Source organism: Rhodococcus pseudokoreensis (assembly GCF_017068395.1).
GTDB lineage: Bacteria > Actinomycetota > Actinomycetes > Mycobacteriales > Mycobacteriaceae > Rhodococcus_F > Rhodococcus_F pseudokoreensis.
The window spans coordinates 635,284-659,644 of sequence record NZ_CP070619.1; the positions used below are offsets into that span (position 1 = coordinate 635,284).

The 24,361-nt window shown below is 68.3% G+C and carries 27 protein-coding genes; 5 read left to right on the plus strand and 22 right to left on the minus strand.

What is annotated here, in order from left to right; genetic code table 11:
- Positions 1–16: 16 nt before the first annotated feature.
- From frr to rpsB, 4 genes are all read right to left on the minus strand, one after another.
- Entirely contained in the window at positions 17–574 is a 558-nt protein-coding gene (gene frr, locus JWS13_RS08370; RefSeq protein WP_015890301.1) for a ribosome recycling factor, read from the minus strand.
- 81 nt (positions 575–655) lie between these two features.
- A complete protein-coding gene (pyrH, locus tag JWS13_RS08375; protein WP_124392790.1) occupies positions 656–1,384 on the minus strand; it encodes a UMP kinase in 729 nt (242 codons plus the stop codon).
- 178 nt (positions 1,385–1,562) lie between these two features.
- Positions 1,563–2,387, minus strand: coding sequence for a translation elongation factor Ts (gene tsf, locus JWS13_RS08380; RefSeq protein ID WP_072937822.1), 825 nt, complete (start codon positions 2,385–2,387; stop codon positions 1,563–1,565).
- A 112-nt stretch (positions 2,388–2,499) separates the two neighbouring features.
- Positions 2,500–3,366, minus strand: a complete 867-nt coding sequence (gene rpsB / locus JWS13_RS08385) for a 30S ribosomal protein S2 (RefSeq protein WP_015890299.1) — start codon at positions 3,364–3,366, stop codon at positions 2,500–2,502.
- 316 nt (positions 3,367–3,682) lie between these two features.
- On the opposite strand from rpsB, the gene JWS13_RS08390 reads away from it, so the two are divergent.
- Positions 3,683–4,213 carry a M23 family metallopeptidase gene (locus tag JWS13_RS08390; protein WP_206005261.1) on the plus strand — a complete coding sequence of 177 codons (531 nt, stop codon included), beginning with the start codon at positions 3,683–3,685 and terminating at the stop codon, positions 4,211–4,213.
- 54 nt (positions 4,214–4,267) lie between these two features.
- On the opposite strand, the gene JWS13_RS08395 is transcribed toward JWS13_RS08390, so the two are convergent.
- Positions 4,268–5,293, minus strand: a complete 1,026-nt coding sequence (locus tag JWS13_RS08395) for a MinD/ParA family ATP-binding protein (protein ID WP_206011538.1) — start codon at positions 5,291–5,293, stop codon at positions 4,268–4,270.
- 301 nt (positions 5,294–5,594) lie between these two features.
- Here JWS13_RS08395 and JWS13_RS08400 point away from each other — a divergent pair, with 301 nt between their 5' ends.
- Positions 5,595–6,764, plus strand: a complete 1,170-nt coding sequence (locus JWS13_RS08400) for a multidrug effflux MFS transporter (protein ID WP_206011539.1) — start codon at positions 5,595–5,597, stop codon at positions 6,762–6,764.
- Between the two features lie 34 nt (positions 6,765–6,798).
- Here JWS13_RS08400 and JWS13_RS08405 read toward each other — a convergent pair whose 3' ends face one another.
- A complete protein-coding gene (locus JWS13_RS08405) occupies positions 6,799–7,578 on the minus strand; it encodes a siderophore-interacting protein (protein ID WP_206005262.1) in 780 nt (259 codons plus the stop codon).
- Between the two features lie 357 nt (positions 7,579–7,935).
- Between JWS13_RS08405 and JWS13_RS08410 the strand changes: the two genes are divergently transcribed.
- Complete coding sequence (locus JWS13_RS08410) at positions 7,936–8,313, plus strand: ArsR/SmtB family transcription factor (RefSeq protein WP_206005263.1); 378 nt, start codon at positions 7,936–7,938, stop codon at positions 8,311–8,313.
- A complete protein-coding gene (locus tag JWS13_RS08415; RefSeq protein WP_206005264.1) occupies positions 8,310–8,918 on the plus strand; it encodes an SRPBCC domain-containing protein in 609 nt (202 codons plus the stop codon). The genes JWS13_RS08410 and JWS13_RS08415 overlap by 4 nt, the downstream gene beginning before the upstream one ends.
- Positions 8,919–8,958: 40 nt before the next feature.
- Here the strand turns inward: JWS13_RS08415 and dprA are convergent, their stop codons facing one another.
- From dprA to JWS13_RS08470, 11 genes are all read right to left on the minus strand, one after another.
- On the minus strand, positions 8,959–10,113 hold the full coding sequence (gene dprA / locus JWS13_RS08420) for a DNA-processing protein DprA (protein ID WP_206005265.1): 1,155 nt from the start codon (positions 10,111–10,113) through the stop codon (positions 8,959–8,961).
- On the minus strand, positions 10,110–11,618 hold the full coding sequence (locus tag JWS13_RS08425) for a YifB family Mg chelatase-like AAA ATPase (RefSeq protein ID WP_206005266.1): 1,509 nt from the start codon (positions 11,616–11,618) through the stop codon (positions 10,110–10,112). The genes dprA and JWS13_RS08425 overlap by 4 nt, the downstream gene beginning before the upstream one ends.
- Complete coding sequence (locus tag JWS13_RS08430) at positions 11,618–11,974, minus strand: YraN family protein (protein WP_087556533.1); 357 nt, start codon at positions 11,972–11,974, stop codon at positions 11,618–11,620. The genes JWS13_RS08425 and JWS13_RS08430 overlap by 1 nt, the downstream gene beginning before the upstream one ends.
- A 209-nt stretch (positions 11,975–12,183) precedes the next feature.
- The gene (locus JWS13_RS08435; RefSeq protein WP_206005267.1) at positions 12,184–13,056 is read right to left on the minus strand and encodes an LLM class F420-dependent oxidoreductase; all 873 of its coding nucleotides are present in this window, start codon (positions 13,054–13,056) and stop codon (positions 12,184–12,186) included.
- Between the two features lie 180 nt (positions 13,057–13,236).
- Positions 13,237–14,295, minus strand: coding sequence for a patatin-like phospholipase family protein (locus tag JWS13_RS08440; protein ID WP_206005268.1), 1,059 nt, complete (start codon positions 14,293–14,295; stop codon positions 13,237–13,239).
- Between the two features lie 34 nt (positions 14,296–14,329).
- Positions 14,330–14,647 carry a DUF2469 domain-containing protein gene (locus tag JWS13_RS08445; protein ID WP_005240496.1) on the minus strand — a complete coding sequence of 106 codons (318 nt, stop codon included), beginning with the start codon at positions 14,645–14,647 and terminating at the stop codon, positions 14,330–14,332.
- A gap of 37 nt (positions 14,648–14,684) precedes the next feature.
- The gene (locus JWS13_RS08450; protein ID WP_124392781.1) at positions 14,685–15,365 is read right to left on the minus strand and encodes a ribonuclease HII; all 681 of its coding nucleotides are present in this window, start codon (positions 15,363–15,365) and stop codon (positions 14,685–14,687) included.
- On the minus strand, positions 15,362–16,144 hold the full coding sequence (lepB, locus tag JWS13_RS08455; RefSeq protein WP_124393016.1) for a signal peptidase I: 783 nt from the start codon (positions 16,142–16,144) through the stop codon (positions 15,362–15,364). The genes JWS13_RS08450 and lepB overlap by 4 nt, the downstream gene beginning before the upstream one ends.
- 81 nt (positions 16,145–16,225) lie before the next feature.
- The gene (rplS, locus tag JWS13_RS08460; RefSeq protein ID WP_005240490.1) at positions 16,226–16,567 is read right to left on the minus strand and encodes a 50S ribosomal protein L19; all 342 of its coding nucleotides are present in this window, start codon (positions 16,565–16,567) and stop codon (positions 16,226–16,228) included.
- Positions 16,568–16,661: 94 nt separating this feature from the next.
- Positions 16,662–17,567: a hypothetical protein gene (locus tag JWS13_RS08465; protein WP_206011540.1), complete on the minus strand. Its 906-nt coding sequence runs from the start codon at positions 17,565–17,567 to the stop codon at positions 16,662–16,664.
- Between the two features lie 73 nt (positions 17,568–17,640).
- Positions 17,641–19,980 carry a Tex family protein gene (locus JWS13_RS08470; protein WP_206005269.1) on the minus strand — a complete coding sequence of 780 codons (2,340 nt, stop codon included), beginning with the start codon at positions 19,978–19,980 and terminating at the stop codon, positions 17,641–17,643.
- 75 nt (positions 19,981–20,055) lie between these two features.
- Between JWS13_RS08470 and JWS13_RS08475 the strand changes: the two genes are divergently transcribed.
- Positions 20,056–21,102, plus strand: a complete 1,047-nt coding sequence (locus JWS13_RS08475; protein ID WP_241032139.1) for a class A beta-lactamase-related serine hydrolase — start codon at positions 20,056–20,058, stop codon at positions 21,100–21,102.
- A gap of 22 nt (positions 21,103–21,124) precedes the next feature.
- Here the strand turns inward: JWS13_RS08475 and trmD are convergent, their stop codons facing one another.
- The 5 genes from trmD to JWS13_RS08500 form a co-directional block, all read right to left on the minus strand.
- Complete coding sequence (gene trmD, locus JWS13_RS08480; protein ID WP_206011542.1) at positions 21,125–21,817, minus strand: tRNA (guanosine(37)-N1)-methyltransferase TrmD; 693 nt, start codon at positions 21,815–21,817, stop codon at positions 21,125–21,127.
- 10 nt (positions 21,818–21,827) lie between these two features.
- Positions 21,828–22,379, minus strand: coding sequence for a ribosome maturation factor RimM (gene rimM / locus JWS13_RS08485; protein WP_206005270.1), 552 nt, complete (start codon positions 22,377–22,379; stop codon positions 21,828–21,830).
- 13 nt (positions 22,380–22,392) lie between these two features.
- The gene (locus tag JWS13_RS08490) at positions 22,393–22,635 is read right to left on the minus strand and encodes an RNA-binding protein (protein ID WP_005240479.1); all 243 of its coding nucleotides are present in this window, start codon (positions 22,633–22,635) and stop codon (positions 22,393–22,395) included.
- Complete coding sequence (gene rpsP, locus JWS13_RS08495; protein WP_005240477.1) at positions 22,632–23,093, minus strand: 30S ribosomal protein S16; 462 nt, start codon at positions 23,091–23,093, stop codon at positions 22,632–22,634. Before rpsP ends, JWS13_RS08490 begins: the two co-directional genes overlap by 4 nt.
- Positions 23,094–23,272: 179 nt before the next feature.
- The gene (locus tag JWS13_RS08500) at positions 23,273–24,358 is read right to left on the minus strand and encodes an amidohydrolase family protein (RefSeq protein ID WP_206005271.1); all 1,086 of its coding nucleotides are present in this window, start codon (positions 24,356–24,358) and stop codon (positions 23,273–23,275) included.
- Between the last annotated feature and the right edge of the window lie 3 nt (positions 24,359–24,361).

Here is a 24,361-nt window from a genome sequence, read left to right on the forward strand (position 1 = left end):
ACTCCTCGTCTCGTGACTAAACTTCCAGTAACTCGGCTTCCTTGTGCTTCACCAGTTCGTCGACCTGCGCGACGTACCGGGCGGTCGTCTTGTCGAGTTCCTTCTCGGCCCGCCCGACCTCGTCCTCGCCGGCCTCGCCGTCCTTCTGGATCCGGGACAGCTCGTCCATCGCCTTGCGGCGCACGTTGCGCACGGACACCTTCGCGTCCTCGCCCTTCGACTTCGCCTGCTTCACCAGTTCGCGGCGGCGTTCCTCGGTGAGCTGGGGAACGGAGATGCGGATCAGGTTTCCGTCGTTGGACGGGTTCACGCCCAGGTCGGAGTTCCGGATCGCCGTCTCGATGGCGTTCAGCTGCGAGGCCTCGTACGGCTTGACGACGACGAGTCGCGCTTCCGGCACGTTGATGCTGGCGAGCTGCGTGATCGGGGTGAACGCGCCGTAGTAGTCGATTCCGATGCGGTTGAACATGCCAGGATTCGCGCGGCCCGTGCGGATCGACCCGAGATCGTCCTTGGCCACCGTGACAGCCTTCTCCATCTTCTCCTCGGCTTCGAAGAGAGCTTCATCAATCACGGCTGTTCCTCCATGTCGTTCTGCATCGATTCGTCACTGCCTCTGTTTCGAGAAATCCCTGTGTCGAGCGTGGCACGCGCGTCATGACTTGACGAGCGTTCCGATCTTCTCACCGGACACCGCCCGAGCGATATTCCCCTCGGTCAGCAGATTGAACACCATGATCGGCATCTGGTTGTCCATACACAGGCTGAACGCCGTCGCGTCGGCCACCTTCAGCTCCTGCTCGATGACCTCACGGTGCGTGATCTGCGTGTACATCGTCGCGTTCGGGTCGAGGTTCGGGTCCGCGGTGAACACACCGTCGACGGCCTTGGCCATCAGCACCACCTCGGCACCGATCTCGAGGGCCCGCTGCGCCGCGGTCGTGTCGGTGGAGAAGTACGGCATGCCCATGCCGGCGCCGAAGATCACGACGCGCCCCTTCTCGAGGTGACGCTGGGCGCGCAGCGGAATGTACGGTTCCGCCACCTGACCCATGGTGATCGCCGTCTGCACGCGGCTGTCGATGCCCTCTTTCTCCAGGAAGTCCTGCAGAGCAAGGCAATTCATGACCGTGCCGAGCATGCCCATGTAGTCGGAACGCGCGCGGTCCAAACCTCGCTGCTGCAGTTCCGCACCACGGAAGAAGTTGCCGCCGCCGATGACCACCGCCACCTGCACCCCGGATCGCACGACCTCCGCGATCTGCTCCGCGACCTTGGTCACCACGTCGGGGTCGAGACCGACCTTGCCACCACCGAACATTTCTCCGCCGAGTTTGAGAAGGACTCGATGGAATCCCGGACGTTCGTTGGCTGGTTCGGACATTGCTCTCCTCAGTTCCACAGCACTCGTCGATTTCGACAGCGGCCGAGCGCACCCATGCGGCTACCCGGCCCATTCAGACGGCCATCCTCATCCTGCCTCATCAGGACGGTGGCGGTATACGTAGGCCCCGCCGGGCGAGCGCACTCGTCCGACGGGGCCATACGACTCACACGACTTCCTACGAAGCACCGACCTCGAAGCGGACGAAGCGCTTGATGGTCACGCCGGCCTCGTCGAGGATCGCCTTGACGGACTTCTTGGAGTCCTGCACCGAGGACTGCTCGGTCAGCACGACGTCCTTGAAGTAGCCGTTGACGCGGCCTTCGATGATCTTCGGCAGAGCCTGCTCCGGCTTGCCCTCGGCGCGTGCGGTCTCCTCGGCGATGTGACGCTCGTTGGCGACGATGTCCTCGGGGACCTCGTCGCGCGTGACGTACTTGGCCTTGAGTGCCGCGACCTGCATGGCGGCGCCGCGAGCGGCCTCCGCAGCAGCGTCGCCCTCACCGGTGTACTCGACGAGGACGCCGACGGCGGGCGGCAGGTCGGCGCTGCGCTTGTGCAGGTAGACCGCGACCGGCCCGTCGAAGGAGGCGATCTTGCTCAGAACGAGCTTCTCGCCGATCTTCGCGGACTGCTCCTGGATGACGGTGTCGACCGTCTTGCCGTCGAGCTCGAGCGCCTTGAGGGCGTCGACGTCGGCGGGCTTCGCTGCTGCGGCGACCGTGACGATCGACTCGGCGAGCTTCAGGAAGTCCTCGTTCTTCGCGACGAAGTCCGTCTCGCAGTCGAGCTCGAGCAGGACGCCGTCCTTGGAAACGACCAGGCCCTCGGCCGTGGTGCGCTCGGCACGCTTGCCCACGTCCTTGGCGCCCTTGATGCGCAGCTGCTCGACAGCCTTGTCGAAGTCACCCTCGGCCTCAGCGAGAGCGTTCTTGCAGGCCATCATTCCGGAGCCGGTGAGCTCGCGGAGCCGCTTGACGTCAGCGGCGGTGTAGTTCGCCATGGTGAGCGAGCCTCCTCATATGTCTGTTGGGACGTAAGTCAGGGTAGTACTCGGGGCAGACCGTGAAACGGCCCTGACCAAAGATCTCTTGGTCAGGGCCGTTTGCATCGGATCAGGCCTCGGTGGAGGGAGCCTCTGCTGCGGGGGCCTCGGCAGCCGGAGCCGCCTGTGCCTCAGCTGCGGGAGCGGCCTCTGCTGCGGGCGCTGCCTGCGAGAGCAGTTCCTGCTCCCACTCGGCGAGGGGTTCACCGGCGCCGGCCTCGGGCTTCGCGTCCTTGTCGGAGCTCAGTCCGGCGCGGGCCTGCACGCCCTCGGCCACCGCGGAAGCGACGACCTTGGTGAGCAGGGCGGCGCTGCGGATGGCGTCGTCGTTGCCCGGGATCGGGTAGTCGACGAGGTCGGGGTCGCAGTTGGTGTCCAGGATCGCGATGACCGGGATGTTCAGCTTGCGAGCCTCGGCAACCGCCAGGTGCTCCTTGTTGGTGTCGACAACCCACACCGCGGAGGGGACCTTGGCCATGTCGCGGATACCACCGAGAGTGCGGTCCAGCTTGGTCATCTCACGCGTGAGCATGAGGATTTCCTTCTTGGTGCGACCCTCGAAGCCACCGGTCTGCTCCATCGCCTCGAGCTCCTTGAGGCGGAGAAGACGCTTGTGGACGGTGGTGAAGTTGGTGAGCATGCCGCCGAGCCAACGCTGGTTGACGTAGGGCATCCCGACGCGAGTGGCCTCGGCCGCGATGGACTCCTGGGCCTGCTTCTTGGTGCCGACGAAGAGGACGGTGCCGCCGTGGGCAACGGTCTCCTTGACGAATTCGTACGCCTTGTCGATGTACGTCAGCGTCTGCTGCAAGTCGATGATGTAGATGCCGTTGCGGTCGGTGAAGATGAATCGCTTCATCTTCGGGTTCCAGCGACGGGTCTGGTGACCGAAGTGCGTGCCGCTGTCCAGCAGCTGCTTCATTGTTACGACAGCCATGGCTGTGTATCTCTCTTTCATTGCCGGTTGATGCCGAACGTCGGTGACGTTCCGCCCTGGCGCCCGTGAACCGTCGGACTCCCATCGAAATGCGAGACCAGCCGACGATCCGTACACTGCGCGGACGCGCGAAGTCGGACTGTGCGAACACAGACCGCTCGATCAGTGTACGGCCTCCACGCCCCACGCCCTAACCGCCCCTGACACACCCGGTCCACGCGTGCAAGGGTTCTGCGGAATCTGTGGACGAAACGGAATCCATCCACAATGTCGCCCGCCGCCCGATTTTTGCCCCGACGTGCGGGATCGTCGAGTCATGACGAAGTTCGGGGCGATCCTGCGGGTCCTGTCCGCGACGGTCACGGCGACGACCGTCCTGACCGCCGCGGTTCTTCTCTCCCCGCACGCCGAAGCCGCACCGGCCGGCGACTTCGACTGGCCGCTGCACCCGCGGCCGCGAGTAGTGCGGGCATTCGACAATCCCGAGCACGACTGGCTTCCCGGCCATCGCGGCGTGGATCTGGGTGGCGTCCCCGACGAGGCGGTGTTGTCCGCGGGCGCGGGCATCGTGGTGTTCGCCGGCACGGTCGCGGGCAAACCCGTCGTCTCCGTCGACCACCCGGGAGGTCTGCGCACCACGTACGAACCGGTGACCGCCCGGGTCACCCCCGGGCTGCGCGTCGGCCGCGGCACCGTCCTCGGCACACTCGAACCCGGGCACCCGGGCTGCATCGCCCCCGTCGCCGCGTGCCTGCACTGGGGTCTGCGCCGCGACCGCGAATACCTCGACCCTCTCGGACTCGTCCGGGTGGCACCGGTACGGCTACAACCCGTCGGCGGCGGCTAGCGCCACTCGGCGCAGATAGTCGCGGCTAGCGCCACTCGGCGCAGATAGTCGCGGCTAGCGCCACTCGGCGACAGCGTGTCTGCCCGCCGACTCCGGGAAGTCGTCCGCAACCATCGCGGCGAGTTCGACGAACGCCTTGCGTGTCTCGGGACGCAGCAGATCCAGATCCACGACCGAACCCTCGGCGAGGTGCTCGTCGAACGGCACTACCTTCACGGCCCGGCACCGGAGCAGGAAATGGTTGGTCAGTTCCGTCATGTCGATCATGCTCGACCCCGGCCGGGCGGCACTGATCACGACGACGGTGCGGGACACGAGGTGCCCGTAACCGTGGTGCTGCAGCCAGTCCAGCGTCGCGGCGGCACTGCGGGCGCCGTCGATCGCGGGCGAACTCACCAGCACCAGGGAATTGGCGAGTTGCAGAACACCGTTCATCGCCGAATGCATGATGCCGGTGCCGCAGTCGGTGAGGATGATGTTGTAGTACACCTGCAGGACGTCGATGACCCGCCGGTAGTCGTCCTCGCTGAACGCCTCGGAGATCGCCGGGTCCTGCTCGCTCGCGAGCACCTCGAGGCGACTCGGCGCCTGCGACGTGTGAGCCCGCACATCCGAATAGCGCAAGATGTCCGGCTCCGCCGCGATGAGGTCACGGACCGTCGAATGTGTCTGCAGGGGAACCCGTTGCGCGAGCGTCCCGAAGTCGGGGTTGGCGTCGACGGCGATCACGCAGTCGCCGCGCAACGATGCGAACGTCGAACCGAGCCCGATCGTGGTCGTCGTCTTCCCGACGCCGCCCTTCAAGGACAGGAACGCAATTCGATAGTCCCCCTGGATCGGCTGCCGGATCCGGTCGAGGAGTGCCGCGTCGCGAGCCTCCCCCGCCGACTCCCCCGGGTTCACCGTTCCCCCGGTGAGCCGGTGCAGTCCGCGCCGCCATCCCCGGCTCGGCGCCTTGCGCGCCCGCTTCAGGAGCGCATCCGCCACCAGATCCTGATTGGTCACCTGATGCTGACTCGGCGCCGGAGTGGGATCGTCCCAGGACTGCTGCCCCCACGGATCCGCCGCGGCATCGCCCACCGGGGCGCCGCCACCGTCGTTCAGCCAGGACGGCTGCGATCGAGTCAAGTCTTCGCGGTCCACTGTTCCCCCGGGATAGTGCAGAAACAACTGCAGATTCGAGGGGCGACGCTACCAAACCGGGTCAGGCCCGGGGATGCGCCTGATCGTGCGCCGCACGCAGCCTGCCCGGAACCGTCCGTCGCGAGCGCGAGCTGCCGGAAGGTCGCTGCTAGGAGAGGCAGCAGTCGACTCGGGCGGGGCAAGAATCGAGCAGCCGCGCCAGTAGAGTTCTTTTGTGCAGCGAACGATCTCCATCCCGATGTTGTGTGTTCTGGCGTTACTGTCCGCGATCGCCCCACTGGCCACCGACATGTATCTCCCCGGCCTCCCCCTGATGACGGAGAGCCTGAACACGTCGGCGCCGAGCGTGCAGCTGACACTGACCACGTTCATGGCGGGGCTCGGGATCGGCCAGCTCGTGGTCGGACCGTTGTCGGACGGTCTCGGACGCCGTCGCCTGCTGATCGGCGCCACCGTCGTGACGACCCTCGCCGCGATGGCCTGCGCTCTCGCCCCGACCGTCGAAACCCTCATCACCGCACGACTTTTCCAGGGACTGAGCGGCGGCGCGGCGATCGTGCTCGCGCGCGCCTGCATCGCTGACCGGGCCCGCGGGGACAGCGCCGCACGGCTCTTCAGCATCATGATGATCATCGGCGGCGTCGCACCGGTGGTCGCACCGCTGCTGGGTGGGGCCCTGCTCGGGCCGGTCGGCTGGCGAGGGATCTTCTGGGTCCTCACCGCCGCCGGGGTGGCGATGTTCGCGGGCGTGCTGATCCTCGTCCCGGAGACGCTTCCCCCGGAGAACCGGCACGGCGGCGGGCTCACTGCCCTCGTCCGGAACCTGCACTACGTCGTCGGCAACCGCGTCTACCTGGGTTACGCGTTCACGTTCATGTTCGGGTTCGTCGCACTCTTCTCGTACATCTCTGCGTCGCCGTTCGTCGTGCAGAACGTCCTCGGCCTCAGTCCGGGGCAGTTCTCGATGGTGTTCGCGGTGAACGCGGCCGGGATGGTGAGTTCCGCGATCGTGAACACGCGACTCGTGGGCACGTTCCATGCCCGGCAACTGCTGCGTTTCGGGGTCACGCTGCTCCTGGCGGCGGGCGTGGTGCTGCTGCTCGCCGCGACAACGATCGATACGCCGTCCTGGTGGGCGATCCTGATCCCGCTGTTCGTCTCCGTGTCGAGCATCGGTTTCGTGATGGGCAACGCGACAGCGCTGGCCCAGGGCGAGGTGACGAAGGCGTCCGGCACCGGGTCCGCGCTCCTCGGGGCAGGCCAGTTCGGGCTCGCCGCGGTGGTTTCGCCGCTCGTCGGCATCGCCGGACCCGACAGTGCCGTGCCGATGGCCGTCGCGATCCCGTCGGCGGGTGCCGTGGCCATGCTGTCGCTGCTGGTGCTGACGCGGCGGACGCACACGTCATAGCGCGTCCGCCGCGGCGGGTCAGCGGGTCAGCGGGTCAGCGGGAGACGCCCTCACTCGCGGCGAGTTCGGACTTCCACACCCGGAAGCCTTCCTCGGTGCGACCGCGGCGCCAGTATCCGGAGATCGACGCGGCCGAAGCGGGGACGCCCCGCTCGTTGCGCACGTAGGAGCGGAGGTTCTGCATCACGGCCTGCGCCTCACCGTGAATGAACACCTGCGCGTTTCCGGGCAGCCATTCGGTGTCGCGGACCGCCGCGACGAGGGGGGCGTTGTCTCCCGACGCCTCTTCCCCGATCCTGTCCGCCGTGTCGCCGCGGTGTAGCCACGTGACGTCGACGCCCGCGGGCGCGTCGAAGGCGATCTCGTCGTCCGGCCCGGCGACCTCGATGATCACCCTCCCCACCGCGGACGCGTCGAGCTTCTCGACGGACGCAGAGATGGCGGGGATCGCGGTCTCGTCGCCCGCGAACAGGTACCAGTCGGCCGCCGGGTCCGGTGCGAATGCCCCTCCGGGGCCGCGCAGCGTCAGGACGTCACCGGCCGCCGCGGACGCCGCCCACGGTCCGGCGACACCGGCGTCGCCGTGGACCACGAAGTCGATGGCGATCTCCCGCGTCACCGGGTCCACGGACCGGATCGTGTAGGTGCGCAGCACGGGCGCTTCGGGGCTTCCGAATTCGAGTTTCGCGTACGCGTCCGAGAAGGCGTTGGGAACGAAACTGTCGAACCCCGGGTCCCCGAGGATTACCCGCACCATGTGCGGGGTCAGCCATTCGGTCCGGAGCACGGTCAGTGTTGCGGTCGGCTTTGCCACAGGCATCTCTCCAATGAACTCAAGTTGGTTAGTGTTACCTAACTACGGTACAGGAGAGACTGCCGGCGGCGGCCGGAGTCGTCTACGAGCCGGAAGCGAACAACAGGCTCAACACCTGCGCGACGAAGTTCCGCCACAAATCCTCGGCTGACCCCATATCTCACTCCTTACGTGACGCTGATCCACCTGTGGGTATCGCATGTTGCGAGGTGCGTTCCAGACACGTTTCTACTCCACCTCGTCGCCGATCGGTCGGTTCGACTCGCCCTTTGCGCAGGCCGGAGCGCGGCGACCAGTCTTACCCCGCGACATACTTCGACCCTTGCCTATATTGGTAGAGGCCGATATAAAGGGGATGTGCATGCGTTCGACGTACTCGGCGACCCCGTCCGCCGGCGGATCATGGAACTCCTGTCCGAGGGCGAACTCTCGGCCGGTCAGGTGACCGAAGTCGCAGCCGCAGAGTTCGGGATCTCACAGCCGACGGTGTCCGGGCACCTGCGGGTGCTGCGGGAGAACGGGTTCGCCACGGTCCGTCGCGAAGGCACCAGGCGTCTCTACGCGGTCGAGCCGGCGCCGCTGCAGGAGGTGGATCGATGGCTCGACGGGTTCCGCCGGTTCTGGAGCCAGCCGCTCGACGCCCTGGCCACCGAACTCGCCCGCGGGAGTCGTCAGGACCCCCGGCCGAGCCGGTCCGCACACCCCGAATCATCGACAGAAGGAGACCGACAGTGAACGAGATCGCCGGTCAGGACACCAGCCTGACGACAGTGCAGCGGAGCATGGGTAATCGCGAGATCGCCGAGGGTGCAGCGCGAACGGCGGTGCTCCGACGACGCTACGACGCGCCGATCGACGACGTCTGGAATGCCATCACGACCCCGGACCGCGTCGACCGCTTCTTCCTCCCGCTCAGCGGCGACCTGCGCGCGGGCGGATCCTTCGCCCTGCAGGGCCAGGCCAGTGGGGAAATCCTGGCCTGCGTCGCGCCGCATCTGCTGCGGCTGCAGTGGACTCCGCCCGGCGACCGTGGTTACAGCGATCAGGTCGAGGTCCGGCTGACCGCCGACGGTCCGGACGCGACGTGGCTGGAGTTGGAACACGCCTCCGTCGCCGACGTCTTCCGCAACGACCCGGACACGGGCTGCTACGGCGTCGGAACGGGCTGGGAAGGTCCCCTGCACTATCTCGGCGAGTACCTGCGCGGCGCCCTGCCGGACCGCCCCAGCACCGAGTGGTACACCTTCGACGAAGCCGAGGAACTGCGCCTCGCCAACTACCGCGGCACGGAATGGGCCAAGGTCGAGGCGCAGCACGCGCGGAGCACCGGCGACGCCTGAGAAGGCATTCAGGTCGCCTGCCCCCGGGGCCCGCTCCGTCTCACCGCTGCCGGGACCATCCCGTGTCGTCGCAGCCGACGAAACCCTCCATCTCCAGCAACGGGAGTACGGCGCGGACCTGCTCGACCGCGACCCCGGACAGTTCGGACAGATCCCGGACCCCACGCGGTCCGGCGGCCGGCAACGCCTCGTACACGAGCAGCGCGTCACCCGACAGCGCATCGAGATCGCGGACCACCTCGGGGCCGTCCCGCAGTCCGATCGGCCCGGCCTCCTCGACCACGTCGCCGGCGTTCGCGACCAACCGCGCCTCCCCCTCCCGAATCATCCGATTGCATCCGGTCGACGACGCCGACGTCACCGGACCGGGCACCGCCATCACCGGACGGCCCAGTTTGCGCGCCCAGCTCACCGTGTTCCTGGCGCCGCTGCGCCAGCCCGCCTCCACCACGACCACCCCGTCGGACAGGCTCGCCACCAACCGGTTCCGCGCCAGGAACCGATGTTTCGCCGGAGTCGTGCCCGGCGCGTACTCGCTGACCACCGCACCGTTCTGTGCGATCTGCCGCAACAGGCGCGCATGCCCCGCCGGGTACGCGCGATCCACACCACACGCCAGCACCGCCACTGTCAGGCCCCCGACGCCCAGCGCCGCACGATGCGCGGCGCCGTCGACCCCGAACGCCGCGCCCGACACGATCGTCCACCCGTCGACCGCGAGATCACCGGCAATCTCCGCCGTCACGTGCTCGCCGTACCCACTCGCCGCCCGTGTCCCCACGATCGAGATCGCCCGATCGGTGAGTTCGGCCACCGGGCGCGACCCGAGTACCCACAGCGCCAGCGGCGGGCCCTCGTCCCGCGACCGCGACAGATTCCCGAAACCGAGGAGCCGCCACTGTGGCCATTCGTCGTCGTCCGGCGTCACGAGCCGGCCACCCATCCCCGCCACCAGTTCGAGATCGTCCGCGGCCGTGTCCACGTGGGCACGGGCCACCGTGCGCTCCCCCAGCATGTCCGACAGGTCCCGCTCCCGCACGGCCCGCGCGGCCTCCTGCGGCCCCACCTCCTCCACGAGGCGGGACAGCGCCGGGCACGGCCCCTGCACCACCTTCGACAGATACGCCCACGCCAACCGGCGCGGATCGTGAACTCCACTCGGACCGCCTGCGTCACTTCGACTTTCCACCGTCATTGAAAGCTCCGATCACGAAAACCCAGCGCGGTGACCACCTGCTCCGGGCCCGGCATGGCGAGGCCCGCCAGATCGCTCACCGTCCATGCCACCCGTAGCGCACGATCGGCGCCTCGGGCCGTGATCAGCCCCTTGCGCAGCGCCCGCTCGACCGGCGCCAGCGCCGGGCGCGCCAGCCGGAACTTCTGCCGCAGGGCCGGGCCCGGCACCTCCGCGTTGGTGCGCCACCCGTAGTCGCTCCACCGCTCGCCTGCGGCGGCGCGCGCCTCGGCCACCCGCTGCCGGACGTCCTCGGTGCTCTCGCCGACGTCGTCGATGAACGCCCCGGTCGCGACGGCCTGCATCCGCACCCGCAGGTCCACGCGGTCCATCAGCGGTCCCGACAACTTGCCGAGATAGCGTCGCCGGGCGGTCGGCGCGCACACGCAGTCCGCCTCCCGCGGCGGCGCGCAGGGGCACGGATTGGCCGCGAGGATCAGCTGGAAACGCGCCGGGTAGCGGGCGACCCCGTCCCGTCGCGCGATCCGCACCTCCCCGTCCTCGAGTGGGGTCCGCAGGGCCTCGAGTACCTTGGTTCCGATCTCGGCGCACTCGTCGAGGAACAGCACCCCGCGGTGGGCGCGACTGACCGCACCGGGTTTCGCGACACCGCTGCCGCCGCCGACGAGTGCACTCACCGACGCGGTGTGGTGGGGTGCAATGAACGGCGGCACGTCGATGAGGGGGCGCTCGGGCGGCAGGAGTCCCGCCACCGAGTGGATTGCCGTCACCTCGAGCGACTCGCTCTCGGTGAGCGGCGGCAGAACTCCCGGAAGACGTTGCGCCAGCATCGTCTTTCCGACGCCAGGTGGGCCGGTGAGCATGAGGTGGTGCGCTCCCGCCGCCGCCACCTCGATGGCCCAGCGGGCCTCCGTCTGACCGACCACCTCGCTCAGATCGGCGCGCACCGGCTGGGCGACCCACTGCGCCGGCTCGGGGTACTCGAGATCGCGCTCCTCCCGCAGCCACGCGATCGCCGCCCTCAGATCGTGTGCGCCGAGCACCTCGACACCGCCGACCAGCCCCGCCTCGGGCAGCGACTGCACCGGGACCACCACGGTCGCCCATCCCGCGTTCTTCGCCGCGAGCACCGCGGGCAGGATCCCGCGCACCGACCGGAGCCGGCCGTCGAGCGCCAGTTCGCCGAGCAGAACGGTCTCGCGCAGCCGCTGCCGCTTCACCTGTTTGGCCGCATCGAGCACGGCAGCGACGAGCGCGAGGTCGTAGACCGATCCGACCTTCGGCAGGGTCGCAGGCGACAACGCGAGGATCACCTTCGAATCCGGCCACTCCTCACCCGAATTCGCGACCGCGGCCCTGATCCGGTCGCGCGCCTCCGACAGCGCGGTGTCGGGCAGCCCGACCAGGTGTACTGCGGGGAGCCCCCGGCCGATGTCGGCCTCGATCTCGACCAACTGACCGTCGACCCCGGTCACCGCCACCGAATGCGCGCGGCCCAGCGCCATCAGAACGCATCCCGGACATGCTCGATCTGAGGTTGCGGTCCGTGCCCGATCATGATTGCGACGACGTCGAACCGCACCCGCGACCAGTGCCGGCTCGACTCCCGCAACCATTCGACCGCCAGCAGGCGGATGCGTCGCTGTTTGGAGAACGTCACGGCCTCGGCGGGAGTGCCGTATCCCAGGCCGCGCCGCGTCTTCACCTCGACGAAGACGAGCCAGTCCCCTTCCGCCGCAATGAGATCGACCTCGCCGTAGCGGGATCGCCAGTTGCGGTCGACGATCTCCATGCCCGCCTCGGTGAGATACCGGGCGGCCAGATCCTCTCCATGTGCACCCAGCGCGAGATTGTGCGCCACAGCAGCCTCCACCCCGTCCCGCGGCGGCCCACCGATGCGAACCGCGCCTCTCGCACCACCATGGCCGAACCGGATTCCGGACGACCCACGCGAACTGGGCGAACAGACTGGGTTGTGGATGGATCACGGGTTGTGGACAACTCGGCAGTCCGCGACGGCCGTGCGCGAGGAAACCCCAGGCCAGGGCTGTCAAGACGGTAGTCGAACGATCAGCCGACAGCCGGCATCCAGCGGCGCGCGAGGGCCGCCACCCACTCGGCGGCCTCACCGGGATCCTCGGGTGGTGATTCGACGAGGACGAGTTCGTCGACGCCCGCGCCGACCAGGGCGTCGACATGGGACGGGTCCACTTCGCGCAGGGCAACGGCCAGGCGCAAGCCGGCGGGATCGCGCCCCGCGTCCCGGCACAGTGCGCGGATCGCTTCGATCCGTTCGGCGACGGCGTCGACGCCGTCCAGGTTGAACCCGTACCAGCCGTCGCCCCACGCCGCGACCCGGCGGAGCGCGGCGTCGCTGTTACCGCCGAGCACGACCGGAATCCGGCGATCGCGCACGGGTTTCGGGTTCACGCGAATCGAATCGAAGTGGACGAACTCGCCGTCGAACGTCGCGACGTCGTCACGCCACAGCGTGCGCATCGCGGCGACGTATTCGGCGGCGCGCTCGCCGCGGCGCTCGAACGGAATGCCGAGTGCAGCGAATTCTTCCCGGGACCAGCCGATGCCGACGCCGAGGATCAGCCGGCCACCGCTCATCACATCCAGCGTCGCCGCCTGCTTGGCCATGAGCACGGGATTGTGTTCGGGCAGCAGCACTATCCCGGTGGCGACGCCGATCGTGTGGGTGGCTGCGGCGGCGAAGCTCAGCCCGATCATCGGGTCGAGCCAATCCGCGACGGCGGGGACGGCGATCTTTCCGTCGTCCGCGTACGGATACCGCGACTCGGGCCGGTCCACCATCACGACGTGTTCGCCGGCCCACAGCGTCACGAATCCGCTGTTCTCCGCGGCCACCGCGACCGCGTCGATCACGGCGCGGCGAGCGCCGGTACCGATCCCGAGGGCGTGCAACCCGAGGCGCATCGGCCGATCGTCTCACAGTTGCCCGGCCGAAGTGCCCGGTTCCGGGACGCACCTGTCCGCGCACGTCGAGGCTCCTGGCGTAGTGCTCCTCGAGCACCTCGAGGTGCGTCCAGCTCTCCAGGGCCGCCAGCTGACAACCCGTGACGGGGAAGGGCCGGTGCTGCACCGGCCCTGTCGTCGTCAGCCGGGCTCGCCGTCCGAATCCGCCGGAGACGGGGCCGCCGTAGACGGAGTGGCCGTCGTCGCGGTGAGTCCGGCATCGTCGAGCGCACGCCCGGTGAGTACCCGGCCCAGTTCGATCATCTCGGCGGCGCGGTGGAAGTCGAGGCTGCGGCACGCGTTCCGCGGGACCCGGACGTGCACGTCCGGTGGGTACGCGGCGAGCTGGTACCGGGCCAACGTCGCCTGCATCACGTCGAGCGAGCGGTTCATCACCGCGAACCGGCTGAACTTCGGGACGGCCACCGCGGTCCCCTCGACCACGGCCTGGTCAGCGATCACCTGGCCGTCCGGCTCCTCCGACGGATCCGGGTCGGTGTGCGCGGCACCGAACCGTCCGACCACCGACCGCACGATGTCCAGGTCACGCAGCTGCGCGGCGCTGCGGCGGAAGCGGGCCATCCATTCGTCCACCGGCCGCGAGTCCGCGCTGACGTTCTCCGGGGCCGGGGAACGGCCGTCCCGATCCTCGGCGCCCAGGCTGATTCCGACGGTCAGGTCGGCGCTCACCGAGACGAGCGACGCCATCGGCAGCGGATCCAGCACCCCACCGTCGGCGAGGACCCTGCCGTTGAGCACATACGGCGTGATGACGCCGGGGATGGCGATCGACGCGCGGATCGCCGCGTCGACGGGGCCGCGCTGAAACCACACCGACCGGCCCGCAGCGAGATCGGTGGCCACGGCCGTGTACGGAATGGGTAGGTCTTCGATGCGGATCTCGCCGAGGATCTCCCGGACCCGGTGCAGGATCTTCTCGGCGTGGATGGCGCCGGGCGCGGACACCGACAGGTCGAGGAGCCGCACGACGTCCAGCTGGGTCAGACCGACCGCCCACCGGGTGAAGTCGTCGAGCTTCCCCGCGGCGTGGAGGCCACCGACGAGGGCGCCCATCGACGATCCTGCGACACCGACGATCTCGAATCCGCGCTCCTCGAGTACCTGGATCGCGCCGATGTGGGCGTACCCGCGGGCGCCGCCACTGCCCAGAGCCAGCGCGACGCGCCTCGGTCCGGTCATCGGATGATCGTACGCGGCCGGGAAGGTCGGATCGTCAGGACAGACCGTTGTCCGGGAGCCGCAGGTCCGGCTTGTCGAGTTCCTCGATGTTCACGTCCTTGAACGTGATGACGCGGACGTACTTCACGAACCGGGCGGGGCGGTACATGTCCCACACCCAGGCATCGGACATCCGCAGCTCGAAGTAGATCTCGCCGTCCGCGTTGTGCGGCAGCAACTCCACCGAGTTGGCCAGATAGAACCGGCGCTCGGTCTCCACGACATAGGAGAACTGACCGACGATGTCCCGATACTCGCGGTAGAGCGACAGCTCCATCTCGGTTTCGTACTTCTCGAGATCCTCGGCACTCATCGGTCTCGGAGTCCTCCTGCTCTGGTGTGAATTGTCATCATCTCGCACTTCCGGAACTGTTATCCACTCGGTGTAGCAGCGCCGCGACATTCGACCACGATCGGCGGTGCTCCGGGCACGGTCCCAGCTCGTCGAGCGCCGCCAGGTGGGCGGGCGTGTTGTACCCCTTGTGGATCGCGAAACCGTAACCGGGGTGTGTGTCGTCCATCGCGACCATCACCCGGTCCCGCGACACCTTGGCCAGGACGCTCGCCGCCGCGATGCACGCCGCCGCGGCGTCGCCCCCGATCACCGGCAGCGACGGGGCCGGGAGCCCCGGGACGCGGAAGCCGTCGGTGAGAACGTAGCCGGGGGTCGTCGAGAGTCCCGCGACCGCACGCCGCATGCCCTCGATGTTGGCGACGTGGACCCCCATGCGGTCGACTTCCTCGGCCGGGAAGGACACGACGCTCCACGCCACTGCCAGGCGGGTGATGGCCGGGAACAGCTCTTCGCGCGTGCGTTCGGTGAGCTTCTTCGAATCGTCGAGCCGCGCCAGCGCCGGATACGGCTTCGGTGCGAGCACACAGGCCGCCACGACGAGCGGGCCCGCACACGCGCCCCGGCCGGCCTCGTCGACACCGGCCACCGGCCCGAGTCCGCTGCGGACCAGGGCCGACTCCATCGTCCGCAGACCGGACGACCTGCGAATGACGATGCGTGGAGGCCAGGAAGTCACTTGCCCTGGATATCGGGTGAACTGATCGTGCCCATCCGCGACGGCGGCAACGCGATGAAGACTGCCTTGCCGATCACGTTGTCGAGCGGGATGGTGCCTTGCATGTCGTCGCCCACGTGGTACCGCGAGTCCGCGGAGTTGCTGCGGTTGTCGCCCATCATCCACAGATGACCCTCGGGGACGGTGACGGGACCGAAGCAGCGTGCCGACTTCAGCGCCGTGTCGCAGGTCTGTGAGCCTGGGACGAACGGGAAGTCCATGACGACGTAGGGCTCGTCGAGTGGTTTACCGTCCACCAGGATGCGCCCCTGGTCGTCACAGCATTCGACGGTCTGACCGCCGGTGGCGATCACACGCTTGACGAGGTCGTTCTCGTCCGGCGGGACGAGTCCGACGAGGGAACCGACTTCCTGCGCACCGCGGATCACCACGTTGGAGGAACGGGTGGAGACGAAATCCTGTGACCACGAGTCGGGGCCGCGGAACACGATGACGTCACCCGGTTTCGGATCACCGAAGCGGTAACCGATCTTCTCGACCACGATGCGGTCACCGGTGCAGCCCGCGCACCCGTGCAGCGTCGGTTCCATCGATTCCGACGGAATGAGATAGACCCGCGCGACGAACGTCTGCAGCAGGAAACTCAGGACGAGCGCGACCAGAATCAGGATCGGCAACTCGCGGAGGAAGGAGCGGGGCTTCTTCTCGGGCTCCGCCGCACCGCCGTTCACCGCGGAGGTGGCGGCCGAATCGCCGGTGGTCTCGGATTCCGACGACAATGCCCGCTCCTTCGAAGAATCTGTCACGAAATCAGATTAGCCCGGCACCGCGCGTACGCAGTGCCGGGCTCATCGGAAAGGTCAGCGCTTTTCCTTGATCTTGGCGGCCTTGCCACGCAGATCGCGGAGGTAGTACAGCTTGGCGCGACGGACGTCACCGCGGGTGACGACCTCGATCTGCGCCAGGTTGGGGCTGTGAACCGGGAAGGTGCGCTCGACGCCGACGCCGAAGGAGACCTTGCGGACGGTGAAGGTCTCGCGGACGCCACCGCCCTGACGGCGGATCACGACGCCCTTGAAGACCTGCACGCGCTCCTTGGAGCCTTCGATGACCTTGACGTGCACGTTGAGGGTGTCGCCGGGACGGAACTCGGGAATGTCGTCGCGGAGGGACTTCTTGTCCAGGAAATCGAGAGTGTTCATCGGTGTTCCATCCTTGCGTTTTCACAGGAGCAGAGGAACCGAGCGGCACCCGGACGTTCGGAGAACACCGGTGCTCGTCTGGTTCGTGCCCAGATCAAGTACTGCTGCCTGGTCCAGGCAACCCGTCCATTGTGCCAGACGCCACCGGGTGAAGCGAAATCGGTGGTGGCGCCGCATGCACCACGTGGTCGAGTTCCACCTCGGCCGCCACCTTGGCATGTTCCGCGGCTTCCTTCACGTGCACCGCGCTGGGCGTCCCGGCGATGAAGTCCTGCACGAAGATCTTGGCCCGGATGACCGGCCGCCGCCACTTGCGCTCCCGTTCGAGTGCCCGCAGCATCCGCTTCGGCTTCGAGGTGTAGCGCCACCGTGCCCACGGCGCGCTCGGCCTGCTGAGCCGGAGCGCCCCGATCAGCAGGATCGGGAACACGAACAATCCGAGCAGTCCCGTCCAGATCTTCCCCTTGAGCAGCACCACCGCCGCGATGAGCAGATTGATCACCGACGACAGCGCGATCGCCACCCGCACCCAGGGATCCGGGGAATCCCGGAAGTCGGTGACATTGATCAATTCGAGTGGACGCAGACCGAGGAGCAGCAGACCGGTGACGCCGATCGCGACGAACACGGCATCGACCGACGTCCGGCCCTCGTCCGCCCAGTACACGTCTTGCAGGTAGAAGATCAGCGCGAACTCGTCCAGCACCAGAGCGGCGCCGATCCCGAAGAACGTGGCGAGGACGGCGCCGGTGGTCTGGGTGCCGTCCTCGTACACGGCGATGAGGGCGACACCGGACATGAGCATCGTCACGACGCCGAACACCACGTGGTGGACGTGGTGCCCGCCGGGTTTGACGTTGCCCGGCCACCACGAGACCTCGGCGCGGATCATCCGCACGCTCAACCGGATGAACAGGAATGCCGCGAGAAACCCGAGCAGGAAAAAGAGCAGAGGCAGGCGCCCGTGCCCGACGATTTCCCTATCCAGCCATTCGTACATCGGCATCCACTATCCCAGTAAAGAACTGGTCACTCCACGGGAAAGTGGCGGCTCGTGTCGGGATGGTGACCTCCTACTTGCCGAACCCCGCCTTCCGCAGCGCGTCGGCCATCGACCCGCCGGGCGCCGGGCGGTTGTCCCGGCCGCGGTCGCGTCCACCCTGCTGCTGCGGCTTGCCCCCGCCGCGCCGGTCCTGCGGCTGCCCGCCGCCCCGCCGATCCTGCCGCTGCCCGCCGCCGCGGGGACCGTCGCTCTTGCGACCGCCTGCCCCGACCTCGTCGTCGAGTCGCAGCGTCAACCCGATGCGCTGACGCGCCTCGTCGACCTCGAGGACCTTCACCGTCACCACGTCGCCCGACTTCACGACGTCGCGTGGGTCCTTCACGAAGTTGTGGGACATCGCCGACACGTGGACGAGGCCGTCCTGGTGGACACCGATGTCGACGAACGCACCGAACGCCGCCACGTTGGTGACGACGCCCTCGAGGGTCATCCCTGGCTTCAGATGCGACACCTTCTCGATGCCCGCCGCGAACGTGGCCGTCTTGAATTCCGGGCGGGGGTCGCGTCCGGGCTTCTCGAGCTCACCGATGATGTCGGTGACGGTGGGGAGTCCGAACCGGTCGTCGACGAAGTCGGCCGGGTTCAGGCTGCGCAGCGCAGATGTGTTGCCGATGATCTCGCGTACGCCGGTGCCGCTGGTCTGGACGATCTTGCGCACCACCGGGTACGCCTCGGGGTGGACGCTGGACGCGTCGAGGGGGTCGTCGCCGTTGGGGATCCGGAGGAAGCCGGCGCACTGTTCGAACGCCTTCGGGCCGAGCCTCGCGACGTCCTTGAGCCCCTTGCGGCTGCGGAACGGGCCGTTCTGGTCGCGGTGCGCGACGATGCTCTCGGCGAGGGACCCGGCGATACCGGACACGCGGGACAGCAGCGGCACGGACGCGGTGTTGACGTCGACGCCCACGGCGTTCACCGCGTCCTCGACGACGGCGCCGAGCGAACGCGCGAGCAGGGTCTCCGACACGTCGTGCTGGTACTGGCCGACGCCGATCGACTTCGGGTCGATCTTCACCAGTTCGGCGAGGGGATCCTGCAGGCGCCGGGCGATGGAGACGGCGCCGCGGATCGACACGTCGAGGTCGGGCAGCTCCGCCGAGGCGTACGCGGAGGCCGAATACACGGACGCGCCGGCCTCGGAGACGACGATCTTCGTGAGGTTGGTGGCGCCGGACTTGGCGATCAGCTCGCTCGCGAGCGCGTCCGTCTCACGGGAGGCGGTGCCGTTCCCGATCGCGATCAGCTCCACGCCGTGCTTGGCGACGAGGCCGGCGAGAGTGGCGAGGGAGGCGTCCCACTTGTTCTGCGGCTGGTGCGGGTAGATCGTCTCGTGGGCCACCACCTTGCCGGTGGCGTCCACGACCGCGACCTTGGTGCCGGTCCGGAAACCGGGGTCCAGGCCCATCGTGGCGCGGGTGCCTGCCGGCGCCGCCAGAAGCAGGTCTTTCAGGTTGGTGGCGAACACGTCGACGGCGTCCTTCTCCGCCGACTGACGCAGCCGCATCCGGGTGTCGATGCCCAGGGTGACGATCATCTTGGTGCGCCACGCCCACCGCACGGTGTCGAGGAGCCACCGGTCGGCCGGCCTGCCGCGGTCGGCGATGCCGAAGCGTCCGGCGATCCGGCCCTCGTAGACCGTGGGCTCGCCCGGGACGGCCTCTTCCGTGTCGGGCGCCAGGGTGAGCGAGAGCACCTCTTCCTTCTCGCCGCGGAGCACCGCCAGGATCCGGTGCGAGGGGAGCTTGCCGAACGGTTCGGAGAACTCGAAGTAGTCGGCGAACTTCGCGCCCTCGGTTTCCTTGCCCTTGCGGACCGCGGACACCAGTTGACCGCGGGTCCACATCAGCTCACGGAGCTCACCGACCAGGTCGGCGTCCTCGGCGAAGCGTTCGACGAGGATCGCGCGCGCACCTTCGAGCTGTTCGGCGGTGTACGACGCCGGGTCGGTCGAGGGATCGGTGATCAGCGCGTCGGCGACGGGCTCGTGACCGGCTTCGCGCGCGATCTGCGCCTTGGTGCGCCGCTTCGGCTTGAACGGCAGGTAGATGTCCTCGAGACGCGCCTTCGTCTCGGCGGTCATGATCTGCCCGCGCAGCTGATCGTCGAGCTTGCCCTGCGAGTCGATCGACTCGAGCACGGCGTCCCGGCGCTCGTCCAGTTCCCGCAGGTACCGCAGGCGTTCCTCGAGCTGGCGGAGCTGAGCGTCGTCGAGCGTTCCGGTGACTTCCTTGCGGTACCGGGCGATGAAGGGCACGGTGGCTCCGCCGTCGAGGAGATCCACGGCGGCCGCGACCTGTCCCTCCCGGACGTCGAGCTCCTCGGCAATGCGCTGGTTCACGGTCTTGAGAGTCACGGAAATGGACCCTACCGCTACTCTGAGACAATAACGTCGGCGGTGACGCCGTCACGGAAATCTCGGGAGAATTTCATGTCCAGGCTGATCCGCTGCCTGACGGTCATGGTCTTCCTGCTGGGTGCGACGCAGGCCTGCACGATCCCGACCGAGACGAACTCCGTGGTCGACATCCCCGCGACTTCACCGGCGGTCGCGACCCCCGACCTTCTCCCTGCCGAGGTACCCGCAGGGGAACCTGCCGGTGACGGCCTGACCGTGAGCCCGGAGCCGTTCCCCTCCGCGCGGGTTCCCGTCTCCGCGCCTCTCGCGGAGCGCATCTCGGCGGCGGTGGCGACCGCGACGGCCGAGCGCGGCGCCGACGTGTCGATCGCCGTCCTGGACCGGGCCACCGGCAGCTATCTGGAGGACGCTGCAACCGAACCGGTCGAAACGGCGTCGCTGGCCAAGCTCTTCATTGCCGCCCAGATGTATCACCTCGACGCGCTCGGTGAGCGGCCGCTGTCCGACTTCGACCGTCTCCTGCTGAAGCGGATGCTCGAGTCCTCCGACGACGATGCGGCCAACACGCTCTGGGACGATCTCGGTGGTTCGGACCTGGTCGTCGACGTCGCGGGGCGATACGGGCTCGCCGCCACCACACCGCCGTGGGACGGGTTGTGGTGGAACACCGAGACGACCGCCGCCGACCTCGTGACGTTCTACACGGGGCTTCTCGACGACCGCGACGGCCTGGGCCCCGGGCGCATCGCCGAGTTCGTCGGCTATCTGCGCGCGTCGACACCCGAGGGCATCGACGGCTACGACCAGCGGTTCGGCATCCCCGACGGGTTGCCGGGCGAGACCGTCGTCGGGGTGAAGCAGGGCTGGATGTGCTGTGTGGGTGATCGGTGGATCCACGTGTCGACCGGGTTGATCGGGGAGGACAACCGCTACATCGTGGCCGTCGCGTCGCGGGAGGACATCCGGTACGAGGACGACGAGGAGTCGTATCCGGATACCGCGATCACGGATGTCACCGAGGATTCGAGTGCGCAGCATGCACGGGACACTATGACCGGGTTCGTGAAGTCCCTGTTCCCCACCGGGGTCGTCGACGACTGGGCGCAGCCCCAGGGTTAGAGCCCGGGCCACGGAAATCGTTTCAGGGCAACAGGTCCGGGCGACGTTCGGCGGTGCGCTGCAGCGACTGCTCGCGCCGCCACGCCGCCACCTTCGCGTGATCGCCCGACAGGAGGACGGGCGGGACGTCGAGTCCGCGCCACGTGGCGGGCCGGGTGTAGCTGGGACCTTCGAGGAGTCCGTCGGAGAACGAATCCTCTTGGTGCGATTGCTGATTGCCGAGCACGCCGGGAATCAGGCGCACGAACGCCTCCGTCATCACCAGCACCGCCGCCTCGCCGCCGATGAGGACGTAGTCGCCGATGCTGACCTCTTCGACGCGAACCCGTCGGGCGGCGTCGTCGAACACCCGCTGATCGATGCCTTCGTAACGCCCGCAGGCGAAGACGATGTGCTTCTCCCCCGCCCAGCGCTCGGCGGTGGCCTGTGTGAACGGAACGCCGGCGGGTGTGGGGACGACGAGCAACGTGTCGGCGTTGCCGTCACCGGCGGCGAGGACGTCGTCCAGCGCGGGCCCCCACACGGTGGGCTTCATGACCATCCCCGGCCCGCCGCCGTACGGCGAATCGTCGACCGCCTTGTGGACGTCGTGCGTCCAATCCCGCAGATCGTGCACCTCGACGGAGATGAGGCCCTTGTCGATGGCCTTGCCGAGCAACGCGGCGCGAAGCGGTTCGAGGTATTCGGGAAAGATGGTGACCACGTCGAGGCGCACGGCTACCGACTCACTTCCCGTCGGCGGATTCACCGAAGTCGGGGTCGAGCAGCCCTTCCGGCGGATCGATCTCGACCACGCCGTCGGCCACGGACACCGACGTGACGATCGCGGCCACGAACGGGACCAGGAGTTCGCCGGACTGTTCACCGGCCCGACGGACCGAGAGCAATTCGCCTGCCGCGGAATGCAATACCTCGATGACGGTACCCACCTCGGTGCCGTCCGCGAGGCGCACCGACAGTCCCTCGAGTTCGTGATCGTAGAACTCGTCGGGGTCGTCGGAGGGCACGAGTTCGGCGCTGTCGATGACGAACAGCGTGCCCCGCAGCGCATCCGCGGCGGTGCGATCCGGGATGCCCTCGAGGCGCAGCAGAAGCCGCCCGGAATGCTCCCGGGCGGCTTCTACCGTGTACGTGCTCACAGTCTGCTCGCGCGGCTTGTGCCCCCGCAGCACGGCACCGACGGCGAATCGATCCCCGGGTTCGTCGGTGCGAACCTCGACCACGATCTCACCCTTGATGCCGTGCGACTTGGCGACACGGCCGACCACGAGCTCCACTGTTGTAAGGCCTCTACTGATCGGTGTCGACGACGTCGACGCGGATCCCGCGGCCACCGATACCGGAGACCAGCGTGCGCAGAGCGGTCGCGGTGCGACCACCGCGGCCGATGACCTTGCCGAGATCGTCAGGGTTGACGTGCACCTCGACAGTGCGCCCCCGACGCCCGGTGATCAGCTCGACACGAACGTCGTCGGGGTTGGCGACGATGCCACGAACGAGGTGCTCCACGGCATCGGCGACGACGGCACTCACTTGTCAGCAGCCTCGGACTCTGCAGCAGCCTCGGCGGGAGCGTCGGCAGCAGCCTCGGCGTCCTCGGCCTTCGCCTTCTTCTTCTTGGGCGTGATGGCCTCGCCGACGGGCTCGTTCTCGGCCTGCGCGAGCGCAGCCTGGAACAGCTCCAGCTTGGACGGCTTGGCTTCCTTGACCCGGAGGGTGCCCTCGGCGCCCGGCAGGCCCTTGAACTTCTGCCAGTCACCGGTGATCTTGAGGATGGCCTCGACGGGCTCGGTGGGCTGGGCGCCGACGCCGAGCCAGTACTGAGCGCGCTCGGAATCGACCTCGATCAGCGAGGGCTCTTCCTTGGGGTGGTACTTGCCGATGGTCTCGATCGCACGGCCGTTGCGGCGGGTGCGGGAGTCGGCGACGACGATGCGGTACTGCGGGTTCCGGATCTTGCCGAGCCGGGTGAGCTTGATCTTGACAGCCACTGCTGTACTTCTCCTTCAGTGCGCACACGAATGTGCCCACGTGTCACGTGCAATTCGGCGACGCGCAGGAATAGCGCGCCCGGTTTTGCCTCTAATCTGTGACCGCCGCGCGGTGCGTAACCGGATGCGGCGAACAGCGGTTCATTCTGCCAGACGAACCCCGGCAGGGGGAAACCAGGTCACCGGGTCTTGACGACGGCGCCCCGCAACACCACGACGTCGGGTGCGGCGAGGGCGTCGCTGCTCGCACGGGGGTCGTTCCGGAAGACCAGCAGATCCGCGGGCGCACCCGCTTCGACACCCGGATGTCCGAGCCACGCCCGCGCCTCCCAGCACGCGGCGCCGAGCGCCTCGGACGGGGTCAGCCCGACCGCCTTCAGTTCCTCGACCTCGTCGGCGATGCGCCCGTGGACGATCGATCCGCCCGCGTCGGTGCCCGCGTAGATCGGGATCCCCGCGTCGTGCGCGGCGCCGATCGTGTCCTTCACCCGCGAGTGCAGGTCGCGCATGTGCGCGGCGTAGACCGGGAACCGCGACGCGGACTCCGCAATCTCCGGGAACGTCGCGATGTTGATCAGCGTCGGGACGAGCGCGGTCCCGTGCGAGACCATCAGCTCGATCGTCTCGTCGGTGAGCCCGGTGCCGTGCTCGATGCAGTCGATTCCGGCGTTGATCAGGCCCGGAAGCGCATCCTCCGCGAAGACGTGCGCGGTGACGCGCGCCCCTTCGCGGTGCGCCGCCGCAATCGCCTCGACCAGGATGTCGTCGCTCCACAGCGGCGCCAGGTCGCCCGCGGAGCGGTCGATCCAGTCGCCGACGAGCTTGACCCACCCGTCGCCGGCCCGGGCCTGGCGCACGACCTCGTCCGGCAACTGCGACTCGTCCTCGAGATCGACGGGCAGTCCGCGGATGTACCGCTTGGGGGCGGCGATGTGCTGCCCGGCGCGGACGATCCTCGGCAGGTCGGGGCGGTCGTCGACGAAGCGGGTGTCGACCGGTGAACCGGCGTCGCGAATCAGGAGGACCCCGCAGTCGCGCTCGGTCTCCGCCTGCGCGATCAACCCCTCGATGCTCTCGCCACCGCCGCCGCCGAACTTGATGCCGACGTGGCAGTGGGCGTCGACGAGACCGGGAACGATCCAGCCCGACTCGCAGACGGTCTCGGCGCCGGGAATCGGGTCCGTCGAGATCACACCGCCGTCGACCCAGAACTCGACCGGCTGTTCGTCGGGCAGACCGGTTCCCCGGAAGTGCAGTGCGGCCATCGG

Bases quoted from the DNA above. Each gene is read 5' to 3' on its own strand.
- JWS13_RS08445 (WP_005240496.1), bottom strand. From the start codon at position 14,647: ATGAGTGCCGAGGATCTCGAGAAGTACGAAACCGAGATGGAGCTGTCG.
- JWS13_RS08435 (WP_206005267.1), bottom strand. From the start codon at position 13,056: ATGCGCCTCGGGTTGCACGCCCTCGGGATCGGTACCGGCGCTCGCCGC.
- pyrH (WP_124392790.1), bottom strand. From the start codon at position 1,384: ATGTCCGAACCAGCCAACGAACGTCCGGGATTCCATCGAGTCCTTCTC.
- JWS13_RS08465 (WP_206011540.1), bottom strand. From the start codon at position 17,567: ATGTACGAATGGCTGGATAGGGAAATCGTCGGGCACGGGCGCCTGCCT.
- JWS13_RS08390 (WP_206005261.1), top strand. From the start codon at position 3,683: ATGACGAAGTTCGGGGCGATCCTGCGGGTCCTGTCCGCGACGGTCACG.
- JWS13_RS08425 (WP_206005266.1), bottom strand. From the start codon at position 11,618: ATGGCGCTGGGCCGCGCGCATTCGGTGGCGGTGACCGGGGTCGACGGT.
- JWS13_RS08500 (WP_206005271.1), bottom strand. From the start codon at position 24,358: ATGGCCGCACTGCACTTCCGGGGAACCGGTCTGCCCGACGAACAGCCG.
- JWS13_RS08400 (WP_206011539.1), top strand. From the start codon at position 5,595: ATGTTGTGTGTTCTGGCGTTACTGTCCGCGATCGCCCCACTGGCCACC.
- JWS13_RS08440 (WP_206005268.1), bottom strand. From the start codon at position 14,295: ATGACCGGACCGAGGCGCGTCGCGCTGGCTCTGGGCAGTGGCGGCGCC.
- dprA (WP_206005265.1), bottom strand. From the start codon at position 10,113: ATGACGGTGGAAAGTCGAAGTGACGCAGGCGGTCCGAGTGGAGTTCAC.
- rpsB (WP_015890299.1), bottom strand. From the start codon at position 3,366: ATGGCTGTCGTAACAATGAAGCAGCTGCTGGACAGCGGCACGCACTTC.
- JWS13_RS08475 (WP_241032139.1), top strand. From the start codon at position 20,056: ATGTCCAGGCTGATCCGCTGCCTGACGGTCATGGTCTTCCTGCTGGGT.
- tsf (WP_072937822.1), bottom strand. From the start codon at position 2,387: ATGGCGAACTACACCGCCGCTGACGTCAAGCGGCTCCGCGAGCTCACC.
- rplS (WP_005240490.1), bottom strand. From the start codon at position 16,567: ATGAACACTCTCGATTTCCTGGACAAGAAGTCCCTCCGCGACGACATT.